A 16985-nucleotide genomic window follows, 5' to 3' on the forward strand; every position below is an offset into this window, starting at 1 on the left:
TCATCACGGCCACGCCCCAGCAGAGCCGACTCACCCAGAGCTGGTGGCGAGTGCGGGCGAAGAGCACCGGCAGGGCCGCGCAGGCGATCAGCACGACGACGAGCCTCCGGTAGGCGGAGAACTCGACGAGGGTCAGACAGATCAGTGCCACCAGGGAGGCGATCCACCACCGCCCCGGAGCCAGGCCGCGTCCCCGCTGCGGGGGACCGAGACCTCCTGTCGGTCACCGCGGGAACACCCAGTCTCGGGCGGACGGCGCTCCCGGTGACCCGTTGCCGAACAACACCGGACGCACGCCGCGGCGGCGGAGCTGGCGGTCGAGGCGCTCGAGGATGGGCAGGATGGGACGGCAGGCGAACCAGCCGATGACTCCGCACATCCCTCCGATGATGAAGCCGGCGACAACGTCGATCGGGTAGTGCATCCCAACGAAGACCCTCGCCACCGCCACCAGAACCGACAGGCCGAGAGCAACCAGCGCAAGGGGACGGGCGCGCGTCCAGCAGGCGCCGGTCAGGGCGCCGAGGACGAGGAGGTGGTCGGATGGGAAGGAGCCATCCGCGCCGTGGGCGATGAGCGGGGCGAAGTGATCGGCGACAAAGGGCCGCTGCTCCAGCCAGAGCGTGCCGAGCAGGGCGCCGATGCCCAGCGCCAGCAGCGCGCCGAGGGCGAAGCCCAGCCCCGCGCGGAGGCCGTCGCGATGGAACCAGAGCAACGCCAGGACGACCACCACGCCGTAGACGAAGTAGTCAGCAACGAGGCGCAGCAGGCCGTCCAGGACCGCGGAGTGACCGGTGAGGCCGTGGATGCTGCTCCCGAGGTCACCGAGCGTCATGCCGCCCACCGTACAGGCTGCTCGGCGTTACGGGCCGCCCCGTCACGCGGCTGCGATGATGGCCATCGTGGCCGCTCTGGGCGTGATCCGCATCAGTGTCGACCCGGTGCTCCACCTCGGCCCGCTGCCGGTGCATTGGTACGGGGTGATGTACGCGCTCGCCTTTCTCGCTGGCTTCCGCTTCGGCGTCCTCCCCCATCTCCGCCCCCGTGGGGTCAGCCGGCGCGACTGCGATCGCCTGCTCATCTGGGTCATCGTCGCCGGCCTGCTCGGCGCCCGCCTCTACTACGACGTCCAGCAACCGCTCGGCCAGTACCTCCACGACCCGGTGCGGATCATCGCGGTGTGGGAGGGAGGCATGGACTTCTTCGGCGCCATCTTCGCCGGGGTGGCGACGATCGCCCTCCTCTGCTGGCGCGAACGGCTCCGCTTCTGGCTCGTTTTTGACGCCGCGGTTCTTTTCGCCGTGGTGGGCCAGCCGATCGGTCGTATCGGCAACATCATCAACGGCGACATCCTCGGGGGGCCGAGCTCGCTGCCGTGGGCGACGGCGTACACCAATCCCCACGCCATCCTCCAGGCCGGCTACCACCTCGGCGTTGCATACCAGCCGGCCGGTGCGTACGAGGCCCTCTGCGCAATCGCCATCGGTTTCGTCCTGCTGATGCTGCGCCGCCGACAGGTGCACGACGGCGTGCTCGCGCTGACGTACTTCGGTCTCTACGCGGTCAGTCAATTTCTCATCTTCTACGTGCGCCAGTCCGAGCCCGTCGTGGGGCTGGGCCTGAAGCAGTCGCAATGGACGTGTCTGGCGATGCTCTTCATCGGGCTTCCTCTCCTCTTCCTGCTGTGGCGACACACCCGCACCGATGCGACACAGCGGACGTCGGTGCGCAGCGAGGCGGCGTCGTGACGCCGATCGAGTAGGCTGCCGCCCATGAGCAAACTGGTTCTTGTGGCGTGGATCGTTGTTGCCGTGTGCGTTGTCGCCGCGATCATCGCCGCGGTGGCTCAGCCTCTGCATTGGGAGCGCACCGTTGGTGCCGCCGTCGTGGTCGGCGTGGTCGCCGCCGCCGTGGCCGTGTACCGATCTCGCCAACCATCGCGCAACTGATGCGCGCGAGAGGTCATCCGTCACGGTGATGCGCGCCCGCTGCCGCTGACGGGAACCACTGTTCGACGGGGATGGCGACGGCGGCGACGGTGAGACCGACGACGAACGCCGCCACCGTCAGAGCGACCCGACGTCGCGATCCCGGGACGGCGCGCGGGGGTGCGCTGAACAGGACCGGAGCCACATCGGCCGCAGCCTCGGCCGGAGTGTCCCAGAGGTGGGCGAGCAGGTGCAGGCCGAGCGCGCCGGTGAAGATGAGCGCGCCACCGTTGTGGATGGTGCTCCATGGCCCAAAGCGCGTAGTTCCGAACATCATGACGATGCCGCTGCCGAAGAGGACCGCCGTCGCGGCGACGAGGATGGGCGCGGTGAGCCGCGCCATCAGATGCGGCGGGCCGTCAGCGCGATAGCCGGGGTCGCCGCGGTAGTAGCCGAGCGCGCGCCAGCCGGTGCTGGCCAGCTTGACAATGAGCAGGGGGATGAGCAGTAGCGCGCTGAAGTAGTGGACACGCCAGAGCACGTCCAGGAAGAGCGCCGTTGCATATGGGAGCGGCAATAGCACCAGCAGGACGGCGCCGGAGAGGGCCACCAGTCGCGCGTTGCCGGCGTGCACATGTCGCGGACGTCGCCGTGTGAACGGTCTGATCCCGAGCGCGGCGAAGCCCGGAGTGACCGCGTCGATCAGCGGGTCGCCGGCACCCGGGACGCGGCCAGCGTCGTCGTCAGCGGATGAAAAGCGCGGCCTCATGCGACGCTCATGCGGCGTAGACGCTGCCGTCGGAGGCGACGGTCACTCGGAGGGCGGCCAACGGTGACGGCGCCGGGCCGCCGACCACTTGGGCCCCGTGCGCGGGGTCGAAGGCCGCTCCATGGCACGGGCAGATGAGCAGGCGCTGGCCGCTGTCGTACTGCACCGTGCAGCCGGCGTGAGTGCAGACGGCGTCGTAGGCCACCACGCTCTGGCCGCCTGTGCTCACCACCACGGCGGGGTCGCCGCTGGCCGGGTCCTGGTAGGTGAGGCTGCCCGCCGACTGCAGATCGGCGAGGCTGCCGATGCGCGTCCCCTGCGGCGCCTGGGACCCGGGTGCGGACGAGCCGGGCGAGGCGCTGCCGGAAGGGCCCGACGCCGAGGTCGGCGGCGAACTCGTCGCCGATGTCGCCCCGCTTCCCGAGGACAGCGCAGCGACCGCTGCCCGGCTCCTGGGCAGGATGGCGAGGAGCCAGACCAACCCCACAGCCCCACCGCCGAGGCGGAGCAGGAAGGCCCGCCGGCTGGGGTCGATCACCGCTGGACGCGGAGGCTCGTCCTCCGCCCAGGAGCGCTCCAGCCAGCGCCGCACCGGTACCCAGACGTCGCCATCGCCAACCAGCGCGACGGTCAGCCAGGCCACGGTGTAGAGGCTGTCCGAGCCGAGGAAGTACGGCTGCACCTGCCAGGTTGCGCTGAGAAAAAGGAGCAGGCTGATCGCCGCGCCGCCGAGCGCACACGCCCGGGTCCACAACCCCAGCAACACGCCGAAGCCGACCGCCAGTTCGGCCGCGATGATGAGCAGGCCCACCTCCACGGCGAGGTTCTGACCGAGCCAGTCGAGCAGGCCGCCGATTGGTGACGTCCTGGCAAAGCCGCTCAGCTGACGTCCGATGTAGGTGCTGCCGTCGGGGTTGAAGAAGTTGGGGTCGGTGATCTTCTGGATCCCGGCATAGATGAAGGTGAGCGCCAGGAAGAACCGCAGCGGCAGCACCCCGAAGCGGACCCGCGGGTCAACTGGCGCGACCGCGGCGGAGGGGGCGGTGCTGCGCCGCTGCTTGGCGCGGCGGCGACCGTAGGTCTGCGGCATCCTGTCAGGCTACTGGCTCAAGATTGGAGTCAGATTGGAAGCAACGCCGGACCCTCGCCCCACGCCGATCGGACGCACGGTCCTCGTTGTCGAGGACGAGATCGGTCTCGGTCGCCTGATCACGCGTGTGCTCGGCGAGGAGGGTTACGAGCCACGGCTCGAGTCACGGGGCGATGTCGCTCTCGAGACCGCCCTCGCCCACCCACCGGCGCTGGTGCTGCTTGACGTCGCCCTCCCGGCACTGACCGGGCTCGAGGTCTGCGCGCGTCTCCGTCAGGGCGGGTTCATCGCGCCGATCCTCATGCTCACCGCCCGCGATGCTCTCGCCGACCGGGTGGCCGGACTCGATGCCGGCGCCGACGACTATCTGGTCAAGCCCTTCGCCTTCGAAGAACTGCTCGCCCGGATGCGCGCTCTGCTCCGTCGTCACGCCCAGGAACCGGAGCGCCTCACCATCGCCGACCTCGTCATCGAGACTGGGACGCGCCGCGCCTGGCGTGGCGGACGTGAACTCTCCCTCTCCGCACTGGAGTTTCGCTTGCTCGAAGTTCTGGTGCGCCACGCCGGTTGGGTGCTCACCCGCCAACAGCTCCTCAACCACGCTTGGGGGTACGACGTAGCGCCCGCCTCGAACGTTGTCGACACGTACATCCATTACCTGCGCCGCAAGATCGGCGACACCCGTGGTTCATCACTCATCCACACCGTCCGCTCGGTGGGTTACACGGTGCGAGGGTCGTGATCGGGCGGGCGCGCCGCCGGCTCCTGCTCGGCAACCTGGTCGTGCTCATCGCGCTCACCGCGGTGATTGCAGCGGCGATCGCGACGGTGGCCGTGCAGCTCTTCGAGCAGGATGCGCGCACCCGTCTCAGCGCTGACGCCAGCCGCGCGGCGAGTGACCTTCAGGGCACGGGCGATACCGACTTTGCGGCCGAACACGCCATCACCGCCTCAGGGACCTTCTACATCGTCTGGGGCACCGACGGGAGGTCCACCTTCGACCCAGCGATGGTCGCCGGTCTTCCGGCCCTGATGGCCGACGCCGCCAGGGCGCGGACCGGCAGCGCGGTCGCAGTCGATCGAGTCCAGACGCCGGCCGGACCGGCGCTCATCGACACCCGCGTGGTCACCGCGCCCGGCCGCCGCCAGGAGGTGCTGCAGACCGGGGTGAGTCTGGCCACGGTCGAAGCCGCCGAGCGTCGAGTGGTCCTGGCTGCGGCGGTGACAGCGGGGGTGGCGGCGCTGCTCTCGGTGGGCGCCGCCATCTTGTTGACCCGGCGCGCCATCGGGCCGATTGCAGCGGCGCTCGACCGTGAGCGTCAGCTGATCGCCGCCGCCTCTCACGAGCTCCGCACCCCGCTGGCCCACGCATCTGCCGCTCTGCAGGTGGTTCGCCGCCACCCCGATCACACCATTGCCGCCGAGGACCAGGTGCTGACAACCGTGACCGAGGAACTGGCGCGGATGGCACGACTGACCGAGGGTCTGTTGCAGAGGGCGCGCGGTGCTCTGCCGCCGCAGCGGACCGAAGTCGTCGACGTCGACGTGGTCACCCGGCAGGTGGTCGACGCCGCCTCCCCCCGGGCCCGCGAGACCGACCATCCGTTGACGCTGCGGGCGGGCGGCGCAGGAGTGGTTCGCGCCGATCCAGACCAGCTGCAACAGGCGCTGCTCGCCGTGCTCGACAACGCCCTGACGCACACCGCACCGGCAGTGGCAGTCGCGGTGGAGACGCACCAGGAGAAGGGGGCGGCGGTGGTCGAGATCGCTGATGGCGGCGCGGGAATCCCTGTCAGCGACCGAGAGCGCGCCTTCGAACCGTTCGTGCGCCTGACGCCGGGGAGAAGCAGTCGCGGCGCAGGCCTAGGACTCAGCGTGGCGCAAACACTCATTGGGGCTCTCGGCGGTACGGTGGAACTGCGCGACAACAATCCTGGGCTACGGGTGCGCATCCGTTTGCCGCACGCTCCTCCAGACAACGCGACACCAGCGCGCTGATCGTGTCGCCGACGACGGTCGTGATCCTGGTGGCGCTCGGCGCTGCCGTGGGCGTCTTCGGGACCCTGGTGGGAGCGGGCGGCGGTTTCATCCTCACGCCGATCCTGCTGCTGATCTACCCGCGGGATACCGCGGCGACGATCACGGCGATCAGCCTCGTCGTCGTGTTCTTCAATGCCCTCTCCGGATCCGCAGCCTACGCGCGTCAACGGCGCATCGACTACCGCGCCGGCATCGCCTTCGCGCTGGCCACTCTGCCCGGGGCGGTGGCCGGCGCCCTGCTCGTCGGGGCCGCGCCCCGACGGCTCTTCGACGCGGTGATGGCCTGCCTGCTCGGGGGCCTGGCCATCTGGCTGATCAGCGGCGGCGCTCGCGACGACCGCGCCGGTCACGGGCCCACCGGCACACCGAGGCTGCTCACCGATCGGGACGGGACGACCTACCGTTACTCCGTTCGCACGCGGCGCGGCGTCGCCTACAGCGTCGGGGTCGGTTTCATCTCCAGCTTCCTGGGCATCGGCGGCGGAGTGATTCACGTCCCGTTGCTGGTGAGAGCCCTCGGTTTCCCGGTCCACGTGGCCACGGCGACGTCCCACTTTGTCCTCGCCAACATGGCGGCGGTCGGCACCGTGACACACATCGCGGCCGGCAGCTTCGCCGGTGGCACTGGCATTCACCGCGCGATCGCGCTCTCGCTTGGCGTCGTCGGCGGCGCGCAGGTGGGCGCCTGGCTCTCCCAGCGAGCCGGGAGCGTGATCATCCAGCGTCTGCTCGCCGTGGCACTCGCCGCCCTGGCCGTACGCCTGCTCGTCACCGTTCTGTAGATCAGGGTGCACGCCTGCTGGCTGTGGTCGGGTGCGCCTTGTCGGCGCTGACGGCGTGCCCGAACGGTCGGCCTCGTCTGGCCATCGATACACTGCCAGCCGACATGTCCGAGGCGCTCCGCCGCGTTCGCCGGCCCGGTCCGCTCGTGGCGATCACCCTTCTCTACCTCGTCGCCATCGCCCGAATCCTCATCTGGCGCGGGCCATCGGTGTCGCCGAACTACCTGCTCTTCGTGCTGTTGCCCGTTCCCGTCCTCAGTGGACGCTTCTTGGGCTTCCTGCGCGATTGGGTTCCGTTCATCGCGAACTTCCTGGCTTGGAAGCGATGCGGGGCATTGCCACAGACACCCACTTCACACCGCACGTGGCCGACTTGGCGCACGCAGAAACGTTCCTCTTCGGCGGTCAGCTGCCGACCGCGGTTCTGCAGCAGACTCTCAACGTCGGAGTGGGCGGACGGGTTCTCGCCTATGCCGCGACCGTTCTGTGTTGGCTTGGTTCTCTGGCTGGTCGATCGCGTCCAGTTCGCCGCATGGCCGGAGCCGCTGATGATGTCGTCGCCTGGAGCGCGTGGGACGTGCCCAGCGAAGAGGCCTGGCACGGCTTTAGAGTGGCCACCATGACGTGAGACAGGTGGCCACCATCACCTGAGACATCACATGAGCTGGCCTGACCTGTTGTCGGCGCACGAGCTATCCGCAAGCCGTCTCCGGATCGCCGATCTCCCTCGCGCCACGGCACGCTCGGCAGCCATAGCCGCGCCGGATCTTCGGGGGATCGAAGACCTCAACCAGGCCGACGATAGGCCTGACCCGCAGGTAGGGGTGGGCATCAACACGGGTGAGGCGGGCGGTTGTGGCACTCGGCTCGCGGCTTGGTGGGGCGAGGGCTTCGTCGCCCGGCGATGTCGGTTGGTCCACTGACGCCCGCGCTGCCGCTTGCCAAAGCATATAGGTGGCCTAACTGTTCTCTAACCCAGCGGCCGTAGGGTGGTGCACATGGAAGCTCTGTTCGTCGCCCTGAACCTCGCTCTGGCGCTGTTCATCATCGCGGCCCTGACCGGCGTCTGCTGGATGGGTTACCGCCTCGGCTCTCAGACTTACGAAGCGGATAGGCGAGGGCAGTGGGTCGTGCATCGATCGCACGCGCCTAACCGTCGACCGGCGGACGCTGGCCGACTCGCTGGCAGTGGCCGCCACGTCGCCTGACCGCCCGGTTCTGTGAGGTCGCATCGCCGGCCTCGCAGAAAATCCGCTTCTCCTCGGGTTGCCGTGGGTGAAGTGGGGCGTTCACTTGAACGGAAGAGCGATGCTGATGCCACCGCAGCAGAGGTAGATCATCGCGATCAGCGCGGCCGCGGAGTGGTGGCCGTAGCCGCGGTGGTTGATCAAGCGAATCTTGCTGTTGAGGCCCTCGAGCTTGCGCGCTGGGGATCGTTGCAGCCGCACCTGAGCGTCGGCGCCACATGCACCGGCCTCTTCTGACGACACGGGGTCGGATGCCGTGTGCGTTGAATCCGGGCAACCCGTGACAGAATCATGAAATGTCGGGAGTTGCACGGGTGTTGGTCGCGGAGGACGAGGCACCGGTTCGGCGCCTGCTCGTTCTCCACCTCCGGAAAGCCGGCTTCGACGTCGTGGAGGCGTCCGATGGACACCAGGCGCTCGCCGTTCTGCTGGCCAGCGAGGCGGACGTGGCGCTCATCGACGTGATGCTGCCGGGGATCGACGGCTTTGAGGTGGTGCGACGGGCACGCCCGCGGTCATCGATTCCGATGCTCTTCGTCACCGCCAAGGGGGAGGAGATTCACCGCGTCGCGGGCCTCGAGGTCGGTGCCGACGACTACGTCGTCAAGCCCTTCTTCGCGGAGGAGGTGGTTGCTCGAGTGCGGGCTCATCTGCGCCGGGCTGCGGGATTCGCCGACCCTCCTCGGCTGCTCCGCAGCGGAGCTGTGGAAGTGAAACTCGACGAACGACGCTGCCTGGTCTCAGGAAACGAGGTCCTCCTGACCCGACGGGAGTTTGACCTGCTCGCTCTTCTCGTCGAGCATGCCGGCCAGGTGTTCAGTCGCGAACAGTTGCTCGGGAGCGTTTGGGGCAGCCCATACTTCACGGTGAAGACCGTCGACGTGCACATCTCCGCCCTGCGCCGCAAGCTGGTCGGGGCATTGACCATCAGCGCGCTCCGCGGCGTCGGTTACCGTCTCGAACCGTGAGGGCGCGGCTGCCGAGCTCGTTGCGCTCTCGCCTGCTCTTGGCGATGGCCCTCCCTGCAATCCTTGCCGTGGCTGTCGGTTTCGTGCTGTACACCTTCGTCGACCAGGGCATCGAGCAGTCGGCGGACCAGCAGACCGCCGACGGGGTGGCCGCCTCGATTGCTCGACAGTTCGGCGCGCAGGGGACGGTGCCGGAGCTTCGAACCATCGAGGCCGCGCTGCCCAACGATCAGGTGATCATCGTCAGCCGAGGAACGACGATCTTTACTACTCCCCTCCCCGTCGGGGTGTCGACGCGCCAGCTCGAGCTGACCGCGGTCGCTCCCTTCCCGGACGGGAGTGTCACCGTGCACGACTACACCACCCTGGGGACGTCCCCCCCGCTGGAGCTGATCGTGGTCGCAGCAATTCCCATCCTCCTGCTGGTGGTGACCGCCACCACCGCCGCGAGCTATCTCTCGCGCGCCCTGCGCCAGCAGATCGAACACGCCCGGGTGGCCGCCGAACGTGTCGCGGGTGGAGATCTCAGCGCCAGGATGGCGCTTGAGGGGCGGGCCGAGTTCGGCCCCCTGGCCATGGCATTCAATGGCATGGCCGAGCGCTTGGAGATCACCGATCTCAACCAGCGCCAGTTCCTCGGCGACCTGGCCCACGAGCTCGCGACCCCGGTGACGGCGATCTCGGGCAGCGGATTGGCGATCGCCGACGGCACCGCCGCCACCGAGGAGGATCGCCACGAGGCAGCCGAGACGCTCACCCGTGAAACCCGGCGCCTCCAGGAACTGCTCGGTGACCTGCGTCGCCTGACGCGGCTGGACCTCGCCCAGACCGTGAATGTGGCGCCGGTGGCAGTTCACCAGCTCTGCCGAGAGATCGGCGACCGCTTCGCTCCCGCTGCGCGCGCCGCGGGAATCGAGCTCAACGTCCGCGGCAGCGATGTGCATGCCGTCTGCGACGCCCGGCTTCTGGACATGATCGTCAGCAACTTCGTCTCCAATGCGATTCGCTACACACCTGCCGGCGGCTCGGTGCGGATCGAGTTGCGACGGCACCGCCAGGAGGTGACCATCGCCGTCCACGACTCCGGCTTTGGCATCTCCGCGGAGCACCAGGCCCGCATCTTCGATCGTTTCTACCGGGTCGACGAGGCCCGTCAGCGAGCCACCGGGGGGAGCGGACTCGGCCTCTCCATCGCCACGCGGGCCGCCAAAGAGATGAGCGGGCGCATCGAGGTTCACAGCGAACCCGGCACAGGCAGCGTCTTCCGGATCACATTTCCCCTCAACCCGTCAGGAACGGGGCTGCGAGCGCCCCTGCGCCCGCCCCTGTCCGTCGACGACACGGCGCTCAACCAGCAGCCGGGGTGATGGTCCGATGCGCCCCGCCGCGCCAAACCCTCGGGCTGCGCCGCTCGTGCTCAGCCAGCTGCGGATCTCAGCACCGGCCTCGATGAGGAAATTCTCACGGTTGGCTTACTCGGCCTTCAGACGCGCCCGCTACGGTGTGACGGTCATGACTGAGGAACGGCGCCCCACCTCGACGCGGAGGATCGGCGCGACCGCGAGGACGGCGCTGACCGGTCTCAGCGCTGGGCTGGTCGCGACTGTCCTTCTCGCGGTCGCCGCCAGCGTGGTGACGCTCGCGCTCGCCTTTGGTTCCCGTCCCCCGCAGGCGTCGGTCGCGCCGGTGCTGTCGGTGGGCGGCGTCCTGGTCGGGGTGCCTGCCTCGCCGGCGCCCGCACCCGGCGGTTCGCCGACGGTGACGCCGAGCCCCGCTCCGCTGCGGCCGAGCGCGCCGTCGTCGGTTTCCGCACCAGGGTCGGTTTCGATCATCGCGCCGCAGCGGCCGATCGTCGTGCTGCCGCCGCCCGCGGGCGACCGCGAGACCCCGGACCCCAGCGCATCGAGCCCCACTCCAGGCCCGGACGGCTGAGGCGCACAAGCCCGCCGCCGTGAGAGCCCCCATCGCGGGGGCCCACGCCGAAGCCGGCACACCCATAATTCGACGTGCCGTGGGGGCGACGACACGAGCCCACCCCGCCCGATGGCGGCGCCTGGCGGGTCTCTGGTCGCGCCGGCGCCTCACCACGCGGCTTCTGGCCGTCTACGCGCTGGGATTCGGACTGGCCATGGCGAGCATGCTGCTGGTGGCCAGCCTGCTCTTCGGCCAGACCTTGATCAGCGGCGTGGACGCGAGCCTCAACGAGGAGGCGAACGAGTTCCAGAGCCGCGCCAGTCAACGACCCCCTGGCCAGGGCCTCGACGCTTTCGCCGTGCAATATCTGCAGACGCGCCAACTCGCGGTCGGGGAGGCGATCCTGGTGGATGTCCGCGGCGCCCGTGACATCGGCACCCCCGGTGCCGCCGCGCTCGAGACGACCGCGCCGGTGCAGGCCTGGCTCGCTCAGCCGCCCCCGGCAGGAACGGTGGTGACATCCACTGCCGCGGACACTAGCTACCGATTGCTGGCCATCCCGCTGTCCATCAAGGGGGCACGGGTTGGGGTGTTGATCATCGGCCGCACTCTCGGCACGATCCAGAGTGAGCTGGCGACGGTGCAACTGCTGGTGGTGGCGCAGGGTGCGTTTGCCCTGGCGATCGCGCTCATCGGGGGGCACGTCATCCTGCGCCGGGTTCTCACCACGGTGCGGACGACCACCGAGACGGCTGACCGGATCAGCCGGGAGCGGCTCGACCTCCGGCTCGGCGACAGCGCTGCCGGCGACGAGGTCGGCATGCTGGCGCGGTCGTTCAACGAGATGCTCGACCGACTCGACACCGCCTTCCGCTCCCAGAGCCAGCTGCTCGCCGATGTCTCCCACCAGGTGCGCACCCCGATCACCGTGATCCGCGGCCACCTCGAGGTGCTCCAGAGGGGCGGCTACCGCGACGAGGCGGAGGTCTCCGACACCATCAGCCTGGTGCTCGACGAGGCCACCCATGCAGGGCTGCTCATCGATCGGCTGCTCCTCCTCGGCCGCGCCTTCGACGCGGATTCGATGGACCTGGCCGCGGTCGAGCTGCCGTCCTTCCTGGCCGAGATCGTCGACGCGGCGCGAGTCCTCGGGGAGCGTCACTGGGAGCTCGGCGCGACGCCGGACTGCGTGCTGATGGTCGACAGGGTCAAACTGCGCTCGGCCATCCTCAACCTCGTCGAGAACGCGGTCAAGGCGACCACGTCGGGGGACACGGTGACGATCGGGGCGCGCCTCGACGACGCCCTCACCATCTCGGTGACCGACAGTGGGAAGGGGATGACCCCGGACGAGCTCGGGCGCGCCTTCGAGCGCTTCCGGGCCAGCGCTGGCACCGGGCACGGGACCGGCCTCGGACTGGTGATCGTCAAGGCCGTGGCGGAGGCCCACCGCGGCCGGGTCGCCATCGACAGCGCACCCAACGCCGGCTGTGTGGTCAGCATCGTCCTGCCCCGCAGCTGCGTGATGGTCGCGGCGCCGCGCACGGCGGCCCCGTGAACATCCTCATCGTCGAGGACGACCAGCGCATCGTGTCGTTCCTCGCCAAGGGGTTGAAAGCCGAGGGCTACGCGACCGTGGTCGCGACCGACGGTGACGATGCGCTGGCGCTCGTGGAGGTGAGCGGCTCCGAAATAGACCTCGTCCTCCTCGACCTCGGTCTGCCCGGGGCGGACGGTCGCACCGTGCTGCGCTCATTCCGCGAGCGGCTGCCCAGTTTGCCCGTCCTGATCCTCACCGCCAGGGACGACGTGAAGGACAAGGTCTGGGGCCTCGACGCGGGCGCCGTGGACTACCTCACCAAGCCGTTCGCCTTCGATGAGCTGCTGGCCCGCATTCGCGCGGCGCTGCGCGGGCGCAACGACGCGACCGCACACCAGCTCGTGGTCGCGGACCTGCGCCTCGACCTGCTGACCAAAGTCGCCTGGCGGGGCGGTCGACGCATCGACCTGGCGCCGCGAGAGTGGACACTGCTGGAGTACCTGATGCGCAACCCTCAGCAGGTCCTCTCCCGCACGCAGATCCTCAACCACGTCTGGGAGTACGACTTCGAGCCGGGAAGCAACGTGGTCGACGTCTACGTCGGCTACCTGCGCCGCAAGATCAACGCCCCCGGTTTGGAGGCAATGCTGCACGCGGTGCGCGGGGCCGGCTACCGGTTGGTGCAGCCGCAGTAGTCACGCCACCCCAACCAGGCTCTCTGCATCCTCGGCCATCGCCCAGGTGAGCGGCGGCCAGATGACCGGGTGGAAGCTCGTCGGCGTGCCCCGACCAATCCCGTATACGCGAAAGCCGGCGGCCCGCCAGGCCGCTTCGGGCAGCAGGCCGACGGCGTCGAGGAGCACCGCGCCACGGGTGGCGGCGCGGATGGCACCGGGATCGAGCTCCGCGAATTCGGGCCAGGCGGTGGCCACCACCAGCGCGTCCGCGTCACGCGCGAGGGCGAGCGGATCACCGACCACCTCGGCGGGGAGGTCGGCCCCGGCGGTGGCCAGCGGATCACAGGCTCGCACCCGTGCCCCACGCGCGACGAGCGCGCCGATCAGACGGATGGCGGGCGAGTCCCGGATGTCGTCGGTGCCGGGCTTGAAGGCCAGCCCCAGCACCCCGACGCGCGCCCCGTCGAGCCCGCCCAGCACCAGGTCGAGCTTGTCGACGAGCTCCGCGCAGACGGTGTCGTTGACGGTCAGCGCGGCCCGCGCGAGTGGCGTTCGAAGCGCCAGGCTCGCCCCCACCCCGATGAAGCCGGCGAGGTCCTTGGGCAGACAGGAGCCGCCAAACCCGGGACCGGCGCCGAGGAAGGCGCGGCCGATGCGGTCGTCGAGGCCAACCCCACGCAGCACCAGGTCGACGTCGGCGCCGAGCCGCTCACAGAGTCCGGCGACCTCGTTGGCGAAGGAGATCTTCACCGCCAGGAAGGTGTTGGCGGCGTACTTCACCAGCTCGGCGCTGCGCCGGTCGCAGAGCACCACGGCCGCGCCGGAGGGATAGAGGTCGGCAACCATGCGGCCCACCTGGGGGTCGGCCGCGCCCACCACCAGTCGGTCGGGATGGAAGAAGTCCTCGACGGCTCTGCCCTCGCGCAGGAACTCGGGGTTGGACACGACCTCGACACCAAACCTCGGCCTGGCGGGGCCGTTCCGCCGCTGCACGCCGCCGTGGTCGCCGTCAAACCCGGCGGTGCAGAGCACTTCGAGAGCCTCACAGCTCCCCGGTGGCACCGTGCTCTTGACCGCCAGGATCAGATCGGGGCAACCCACCGTGGCGGAGTGACCCAGACCGCGTTGCCTGGCACGGGAACGCTGTCGTGCCGCCGCGGTGATCTGCTGGGCGGCGACGGCGATCTGGCGCAGATCGGGGGTCCCGGCGGCACGGGGCGGGGTGCCGACGCAGAGCAGGGCGATGTGAGCCTCACCGAGGGCGGTAGCGGCGGCGTCGGTGAAGCGCAGCCGCCCGCTCCGCAGACCCCGGGCAACGATCTCGTCGAGGCCGGGCTCGACGATCGGCGTCCGCCCGGCCTGCAGCAGCGCGAGGCGTTCGCGGTTCACCTCGAGACAGCGGACCCGATGGCCGAGCTCGGCCAGGCAGGCCGCCGCGGTGAGCCCGACATACCCGGCCCCGACCACGCAGACGTCCTGCGGCGTGACCACGGCGCGCTCCGTCACAGCCCTCATGCGGCAGCGCGCGCCGGCGCGCTCGTGGCACGTCGACGCCGGCCCACGCTGCGGGGATCGGCCACGGCGCCGCAGCCCTCGCCACGACCAATCACGAGGCGCGTCGCTAGCCCACGACCCGCCAGCATTGCGACCGCGGCGGTGAGATCGCAGCGTGCTCCGCTTGACGCTCGGTCCACCACCACCAGGTCGGGCTCGAAGCGGGCGGCGACGTCGCTGATGATCGCCGCCCGCGCCCGGCGGATGATGCCGGGCGCAAGACGAGACGGGGCTCCAGCGCGCTCCGGGGGCACAGCGGGGAGGCGGAGGATGGACACGCCTCGTGGCAAGCGCGGGCACGTGTGCGCGACGAGAGCGGTGGCCAGCACCACCTGCGCGCCTGGCGAGGCAGTTGCCAGCCGGCGGGCCAGCGCCACGCAGCGACGCAGGTCGCGGCCGCCGACCTCGTCGTTGGAGTACAGAAGGACGCGCTGCGGCGACGGTTCAGTGAGGACGCTGACTGTCGAAGCGGTGGCCATGGATTGTCCTCGTACTGTGTCGGGTGGTCACCACCGGGTTGGCAGCGCTCCGGACCGATGACCAGAGCGTGGGGCGCCTCGATGTCAGGCGGATGAGCGCTCGGTGAGAGTGTTCACACCGCCACGTCCGCAGGGCTCCGATCCGACCGGCCGGTGCCCGGATCGAAGCGCCTCACCATGGCACGCGCGCAGACGGCTCGATCGAATCGGGCGATTACCTGACGGCGGCCGGCCTCGCCGAGGCGGCGGCGCCGGCCGGCGTCGGCGGCCAGCCCGGCCAGTGCGGCGGCCAGGACGGTGGAGTCCCCGGGCGGCACCAGGATGCCGGTGCTCCCCGAGGTGATGACCTCGGCGATCCCCCCGACGGGCGTGGCCACCACGGCAAGCCCGGCCGCCATCGCTTCGAGGAGTGCGTTGGGGATGCCGTCGCGGTCGCCGTCGGTCAGCACGACGCTGGCCTGCACGAACACCTGGGCCCAACCGAGCTGTTCGACGACGTCCTCCTGCGTGCCTCCGCCGAGCAGCGTCACCGTGTCGCCAAGGCCGAGGCGGCCGATTGCTGCCTCGATCGCCCCACGCTGATCGCCGGTGCCGAGGATGCGGCACTGCAGGTGTGCCCCTCCAGCGAGCGCCCGCGCCAGGGCGTCGAGGAGGACCGGGTATCCCTTCTTGGGGACCAGTCGACCCACCGCGAGCACCCGTATCGGCTCGCCACTGTCCGCGTCGGGTTCGGCTGTGGTGGGCCGGAATCGGCGTGTGTCGACACCGTGATAGGCCAGCACCACCTTGTCGGCCGCGGGCCCGGCGATGCGACCCAGGTCGGACGCCGCCGCGGCGGAGCAGACCAGGACGAACCGCGCCGCCTCGACCTTGACGGCGAGGAGGTCGGCCGGCGAGCGGTACAGGTCCTTGGCGTGGGCCGAAAAGCTGAAGGGCAGGCCGGTGAGCAGATGGACGAAGTGGGCAACCGACGCGGGCCCATGAGCGAAAGCGGCGTGGAGATGGGTCACGCCGTCAGCCTCAAGCCAACGGGCGAGCCGGCCCGCCTCGAGGAAATGGCGCACCGAGCTCACATGGCGGCGGCGGCGCAGCAGGTAGCCGACCACCCCCAGGTAGCGGCGTGGTGACCTCGCCGCGAGCCGCGCATGAGCGAGCAGCGTTGCCGCCACCTCGGCCGTGGCTCGGAGCGGCCCGCGGCCGGCGTGCAGGTACCCGACCGGGCCCCGCACCGCGGCGACATCGGGCTGGGTGATCGCCTCGCGCGGATCGGCGAGGGCGAAGAGACGAAGGTCCACCCCGGCCGCTTGGAGGGCGAGGATCTCGTCGAGGATGAACGTCTCCGAGAGGCGGGGAAAGCGTTTGGTGAGGTAGCCGACGACTGGGCTCACCGCGCAGCCACCACCCCGGCCACGTCGCCGACGATGCCGAGAGCCCTGCAGCGGACGACTCGCAGCCCGGTCCAGGGGACGGAAATCCGGCGCCAGTCGGCGGCCGGCCAGCCCCGGGCGGAGGCGATGAGGGCGCGGATCGGGGTGTGGTGGGTCATCAAGACGATTTCGCCGTCAGCGTTGGGGTTGGCGTTGGCGGCGGCTGCGGCGGTGGCGGCTGCGACGGCACGGGCGCGCAGTTCCTCGGGGCTCTCCCCGCCGGGCGCCGCCGCGGCCCCGCTCCTCCAGGCGCGGGCTCGATCCCCGTGGCTGCGCTTCGCCTCAGGCCAGGTCAGGCCGGTCAGCTCGCCGAAGTCCTGCTCCTCAAGGCGTTCATCGAGCGTGATCGCCGTGCTCGGGAAGGCGAGCAGGGCGGTCTCAACCGCCCGACGTTGGGGCGAGCAGACCACCAGGCCGACGCCGATGCGCTGCCGCAGGCGGCTGCCGGCCTCTGCGGAGTCCGCCCTGCCCCGAAGCGACAGCCCGGGATCGATTCGAGAGCCGAGCAGGCGGCCCGGCTCGGCGGCGGGCTCCCCGTGGCGCATTAGGAGGAGTCGTGTCGCGGCCACC

At 70.2% G+C, this 16985-nt stretch carries 18 protein-coding genes; 10 read left to right on the top strand and 8 right to left on the bottom strand.

Features of this window, described 5'->3' with window-relative positions; genetic code table 11:
* Positions 1–223 precede the first annotated feature (223 nt).
* The gene (locus JF886_RS15010; protein WP_337313874.1) at positions 224–835 is read right to left on the bottom strand and encodes a phosphatase PAP2 family protein; all 612 of its coding nucleotides are present in this window, start codon (positions 833–835) and stop codon (positions 224–226) included.
* Between the two features lie 67 nt (positions 836–902).
* Between JF886_RS15010 and lgt the strand changes: the two genes are divergently transcribed.
* Together lgt and JF886_RS15020 are read left to right on the top strand one after the other, a co-directional pair.
* Positions 903–1748, top strand: a complete 846-nt coding sequence (gene lgt, locus JF886_RS15015; RefSeq protein ID WP_337313876.1) for a prolipoprotein diacylglyceryl transferase — start codon at positions 903–905, stop codon at positions 1746–1748.
* Positions 1749–1772: 24 nt separating this feature from the next.
* On the top strand, positions 1773–1949 hold the full coding sequence (locus tag JF886_RS15020; protein ID WP_337313879.1) for a hypothetical protein: 177 nt from the start codon (positions 1773–1775) through the stop codon (positions 1947–1949).
* A 13-nt stretch (positions 1950–1962) separates the two neighbouring features.
* Here the strand turns inward: JF886_RS15020 and JF886_RS15025 are convergent, their stop codons facing one another.
* On the bottom strand, positions 1963–2697 hold the full coding sequence (locus JF886_RS15025) for a hypothetical protein (RefSeq protein ID WP_337313881.1): 735 nt from the start codon (positions 2695–2697) through the stop codon (positions 1963–1965).
* Between the two features lie 7 nt (positions 2698–2704).
* Positions 2705–3787: a TQO small subunit DoxD gene (locus JF886_RS15030; protein WP_337313883.1), complete on the bottom strand. Its 1083-nt coding sequence runs from the start codon at positions 3785–3787 to the stop codon at positions 2705–2707.
* Positions 3788–3821: 34 nt separating this feature from the next.
* On the opposite strand from JF886_RS15030, the gene JF886_RS15035 reads away from it, so the two are divergent.
* From JF886_RS15035 to JF886_RS15045, 3 genes are read left to right on the top strand one after another with little or no spacing between them, the layout of a single operon-like run.
* Positions 3822–4529, top strand: a complete 708-nt coding sequence (locus tag JF886_RS15035) for a response regulator transcription factor (protein WP_337313885.1) — start codon at positions 3822–3824, stop codon at positions 4527–4529.
* A complete protein-coding gene (locus tag JF886_RS15040) occupies positions 4526–5785 on the top strand; it encodes a sensor histidine kinase (protein WP_337313887.1) in 1260 nt (419 codons plus the stop codon). The genes JF886_RS15035 and JF886_RS15040 overlap by 4 nt, the downstream gene beginning before the upstream one ends.
* 2 nt (positions 5786–5787) lie before the next feature.
* The gene (locus tag JF886_RS15045) at positions 5788–6609 is read left to right on the top strand and encodes a sulfite exporter TauE/SafE family protein (RefSeq protein ID WP_337313889.1); all 822 of its coding nucleotides are present in this window, start codon (positions 5788–5790) and stop codon (positions 6607–6609) included.
* 1289 nt (positions 6610–7898) lie between these two features.
* Here the strand turns inward: JF886_RS15045 and JF886_RS15050 are convergent.
* Positions 7899–8057 carry a hypothetical protein gene (locus JF886_RS15050; RefSeq protein ID WP_337313891.1) on the bottom strand — a complete coding sequence of 53 codons (159 nt, stop codon included), beginning with the start codon at positions 8055–8057 and terminating at the stop codon, positions 7899–7901.
* 95 nt (positions 8058–8152) lie between these two features.
* On the opposite strand from JF886_RS15050, the gene JF886_RS15055 reads away from it, so the two are divergent.
* The 5 genes from JF886_RS15055 (at position 8153) to JF886_RS15075 (ending at position 12973) form a co-directional block, all read left to right on the top strand.
* Positions 8153–8824 (top strand): response regulator transcription factor, encoded by a 672-nt coding sequence (locus tag JF886_RS15055; RefSeq protein ID WP_337313893.1) that lies wholly within the window; start codon positions 8153–8155, stop codon positions 8822–8824.
* 68 nt (positions 8825–8892) lie between these two features.
* Positions 8893–10191, top strand: a complete 1299-nt coding sequence (locus tag JF886_RS15060) for a sensor histidine kinase (protein WP_337313895.1) — start codon at positions 8893–8895, stop codon at positions 10189–10191.
* Positions 10192–10336: 145 nt separating this feature from the next.
* Positions 10337–10756 (top strand): hypothetical protein, encoded by a 420-nt coding sequence (locus JF886_RS15065; RefSeq protein ID WP_337313897.1) that lies wholly within the window; start codon positions 10337–10339, stop codon positions 10754–10756.
* A gap of 79 nt (positions 10757–10835) precedes the next feature.
* Positions 10836–12296, top strand: coding sequence for a sensor histidine kinase (locus tag JF886_RS15070; protein WP_337313899.1), 1461 nt, complete (start codon positions 10836–10838; stop codon positions 12294–12296).
* Positions 12293–12973 (top strand): response regulator transcription factor, encoded by a 681-nt coding sequence (locus JF886_RS15075; RefSeq protein ID WP_337313901.1) that lies wholly within the window; start codon positions 12293–12295, stop codon positions 12971–12973. The genes JF886_RS15070 and JF886_RS15075 overlap by 4 nt, the downstream gene beginning before the upstream one ends.
* Here the strand turns inward: JF886_RS15075 and JF886_RS15080 are convergent, their stop codons facing one another.
* From JF886_RS15080 to JF886_RS15095, 4 genes are all read right to left on the bottom strand, one after another.
* Positions 12974–14470: a UDP-glucose dehydrogenase family protein gene (locus JF886_RS15080; protein ID WP_337313903.1), complete on the bottom strand. Its 1497-nt coding sequence runs from the start codon at positions 14468–14470 to the stop codon at positions 12974–12976.
* A complete protein-coding gene (locus JF886_RS15085) occupies positions 14467–14988 on the bottom strand; it encodes a hypothetical protein (RefSeq protein WP_337313905.1) in 522 nt (173 codons plus the stop codon). Before JF886_RS15085 ends, JF886_RS15080 begins: the two co-directional genes overlap by 4 nt.
* 113 nt (positions 14989–15101) lie before the next feature.
* Positions 15102–16376, bottom strand: coding sequence for a glycosyltransferase (locus JF886_RS15090; protein ID WP_337313907.1), 1275 nt, complete (start codon positions 16374–16376; stop codon positions 15102–15104).
* Positions 16373–16984 carry a histidine phosphatase family protein gene (locus tag JF886_RS15095; RefSeq protein ID WP_337313909.1) on the bottom strand — a complete coding sequence of 204 codons (612 nt, stop codon included), beginning with the start codon at positions 16982–16984 and terminating at the stop codon, positions 16373–16375. The genes JF886_RS15090 and JF886_RS15095 overlap by 4 nt, the downstream gene beginning before the upstream one ends.
* Between the last annotated feature and the right edge of the window lies 1 nt (position 16985).

This window comes from Candidatus Aeolococcus gillhamiae (assembly GCF_016464765.1).
Classification (GTDB): Bacteria; Chloroflexota; Dormibacteria; order Aeolococcales; family Aeolococcaceae; genus Aeolococcus; species Aeolococcus gillhamiae.

Bases quoted from the DNA above. Each gene is read 5' to 3' on its own strand.
- JF886_RS15010 (WP_337313874.1), bottom strand. From the start codon at position 835: ATGACGCTCGGTGACCTCGGGAGCAGCATCCACGGCCTCACCGGTCAC.
- JF886_RS15020 (WP_337313879.1), top strand. From the start codon at position 1,773: ATGAGCAAACTGGTTCTTGTGGCGTGGATCGTTGTTGCCGTGTGCGTT.
- JF886_RS15025 (WP_337313881.1), bottom strand. From the start codon at position 2,697: ATGAGGCCGCGCTTTTCATCCGCTGACGACGACGCTGGCCGCGTCCCG.
- JF886_RS15030 (WP_337313883.1), bottom strand. From the start codon at position 3,787: ATGCCGCAGACCTACGGTCGCCGCCGCGCCAAGCAGCGGCGCAGCACC.
- JF886_RS15055 (WP_337313893.1), top strand. From the start codon at position 8,153: ATGTCGGGAGTTGCACGGGTGTTGGTCGCGGAGGACGAGGCACCGGTT.
- JF886_RS15065 (WP_337313897.1), top strand. From the start codon at position 10,337: ATGACTGAGGAACGGCGCCCCACCTCGACGCGGAGGATCGGCGCGACC.
- JF886_RS15080 (WP_337313903.1), bottom strand. From the start codon at position 14,470: ATGAGGGCTGTGACGGAGCGCGCCGTGGTCACGCCGCAGGACGTCTGC.
- JF886_RS15085 (WP_337313905.1), bottom strand. From the start codon at position 14,988: ATGGCCACCGCTTCGACAGTCAGCGTCCTCACTGAACCGTCGCCGCAG.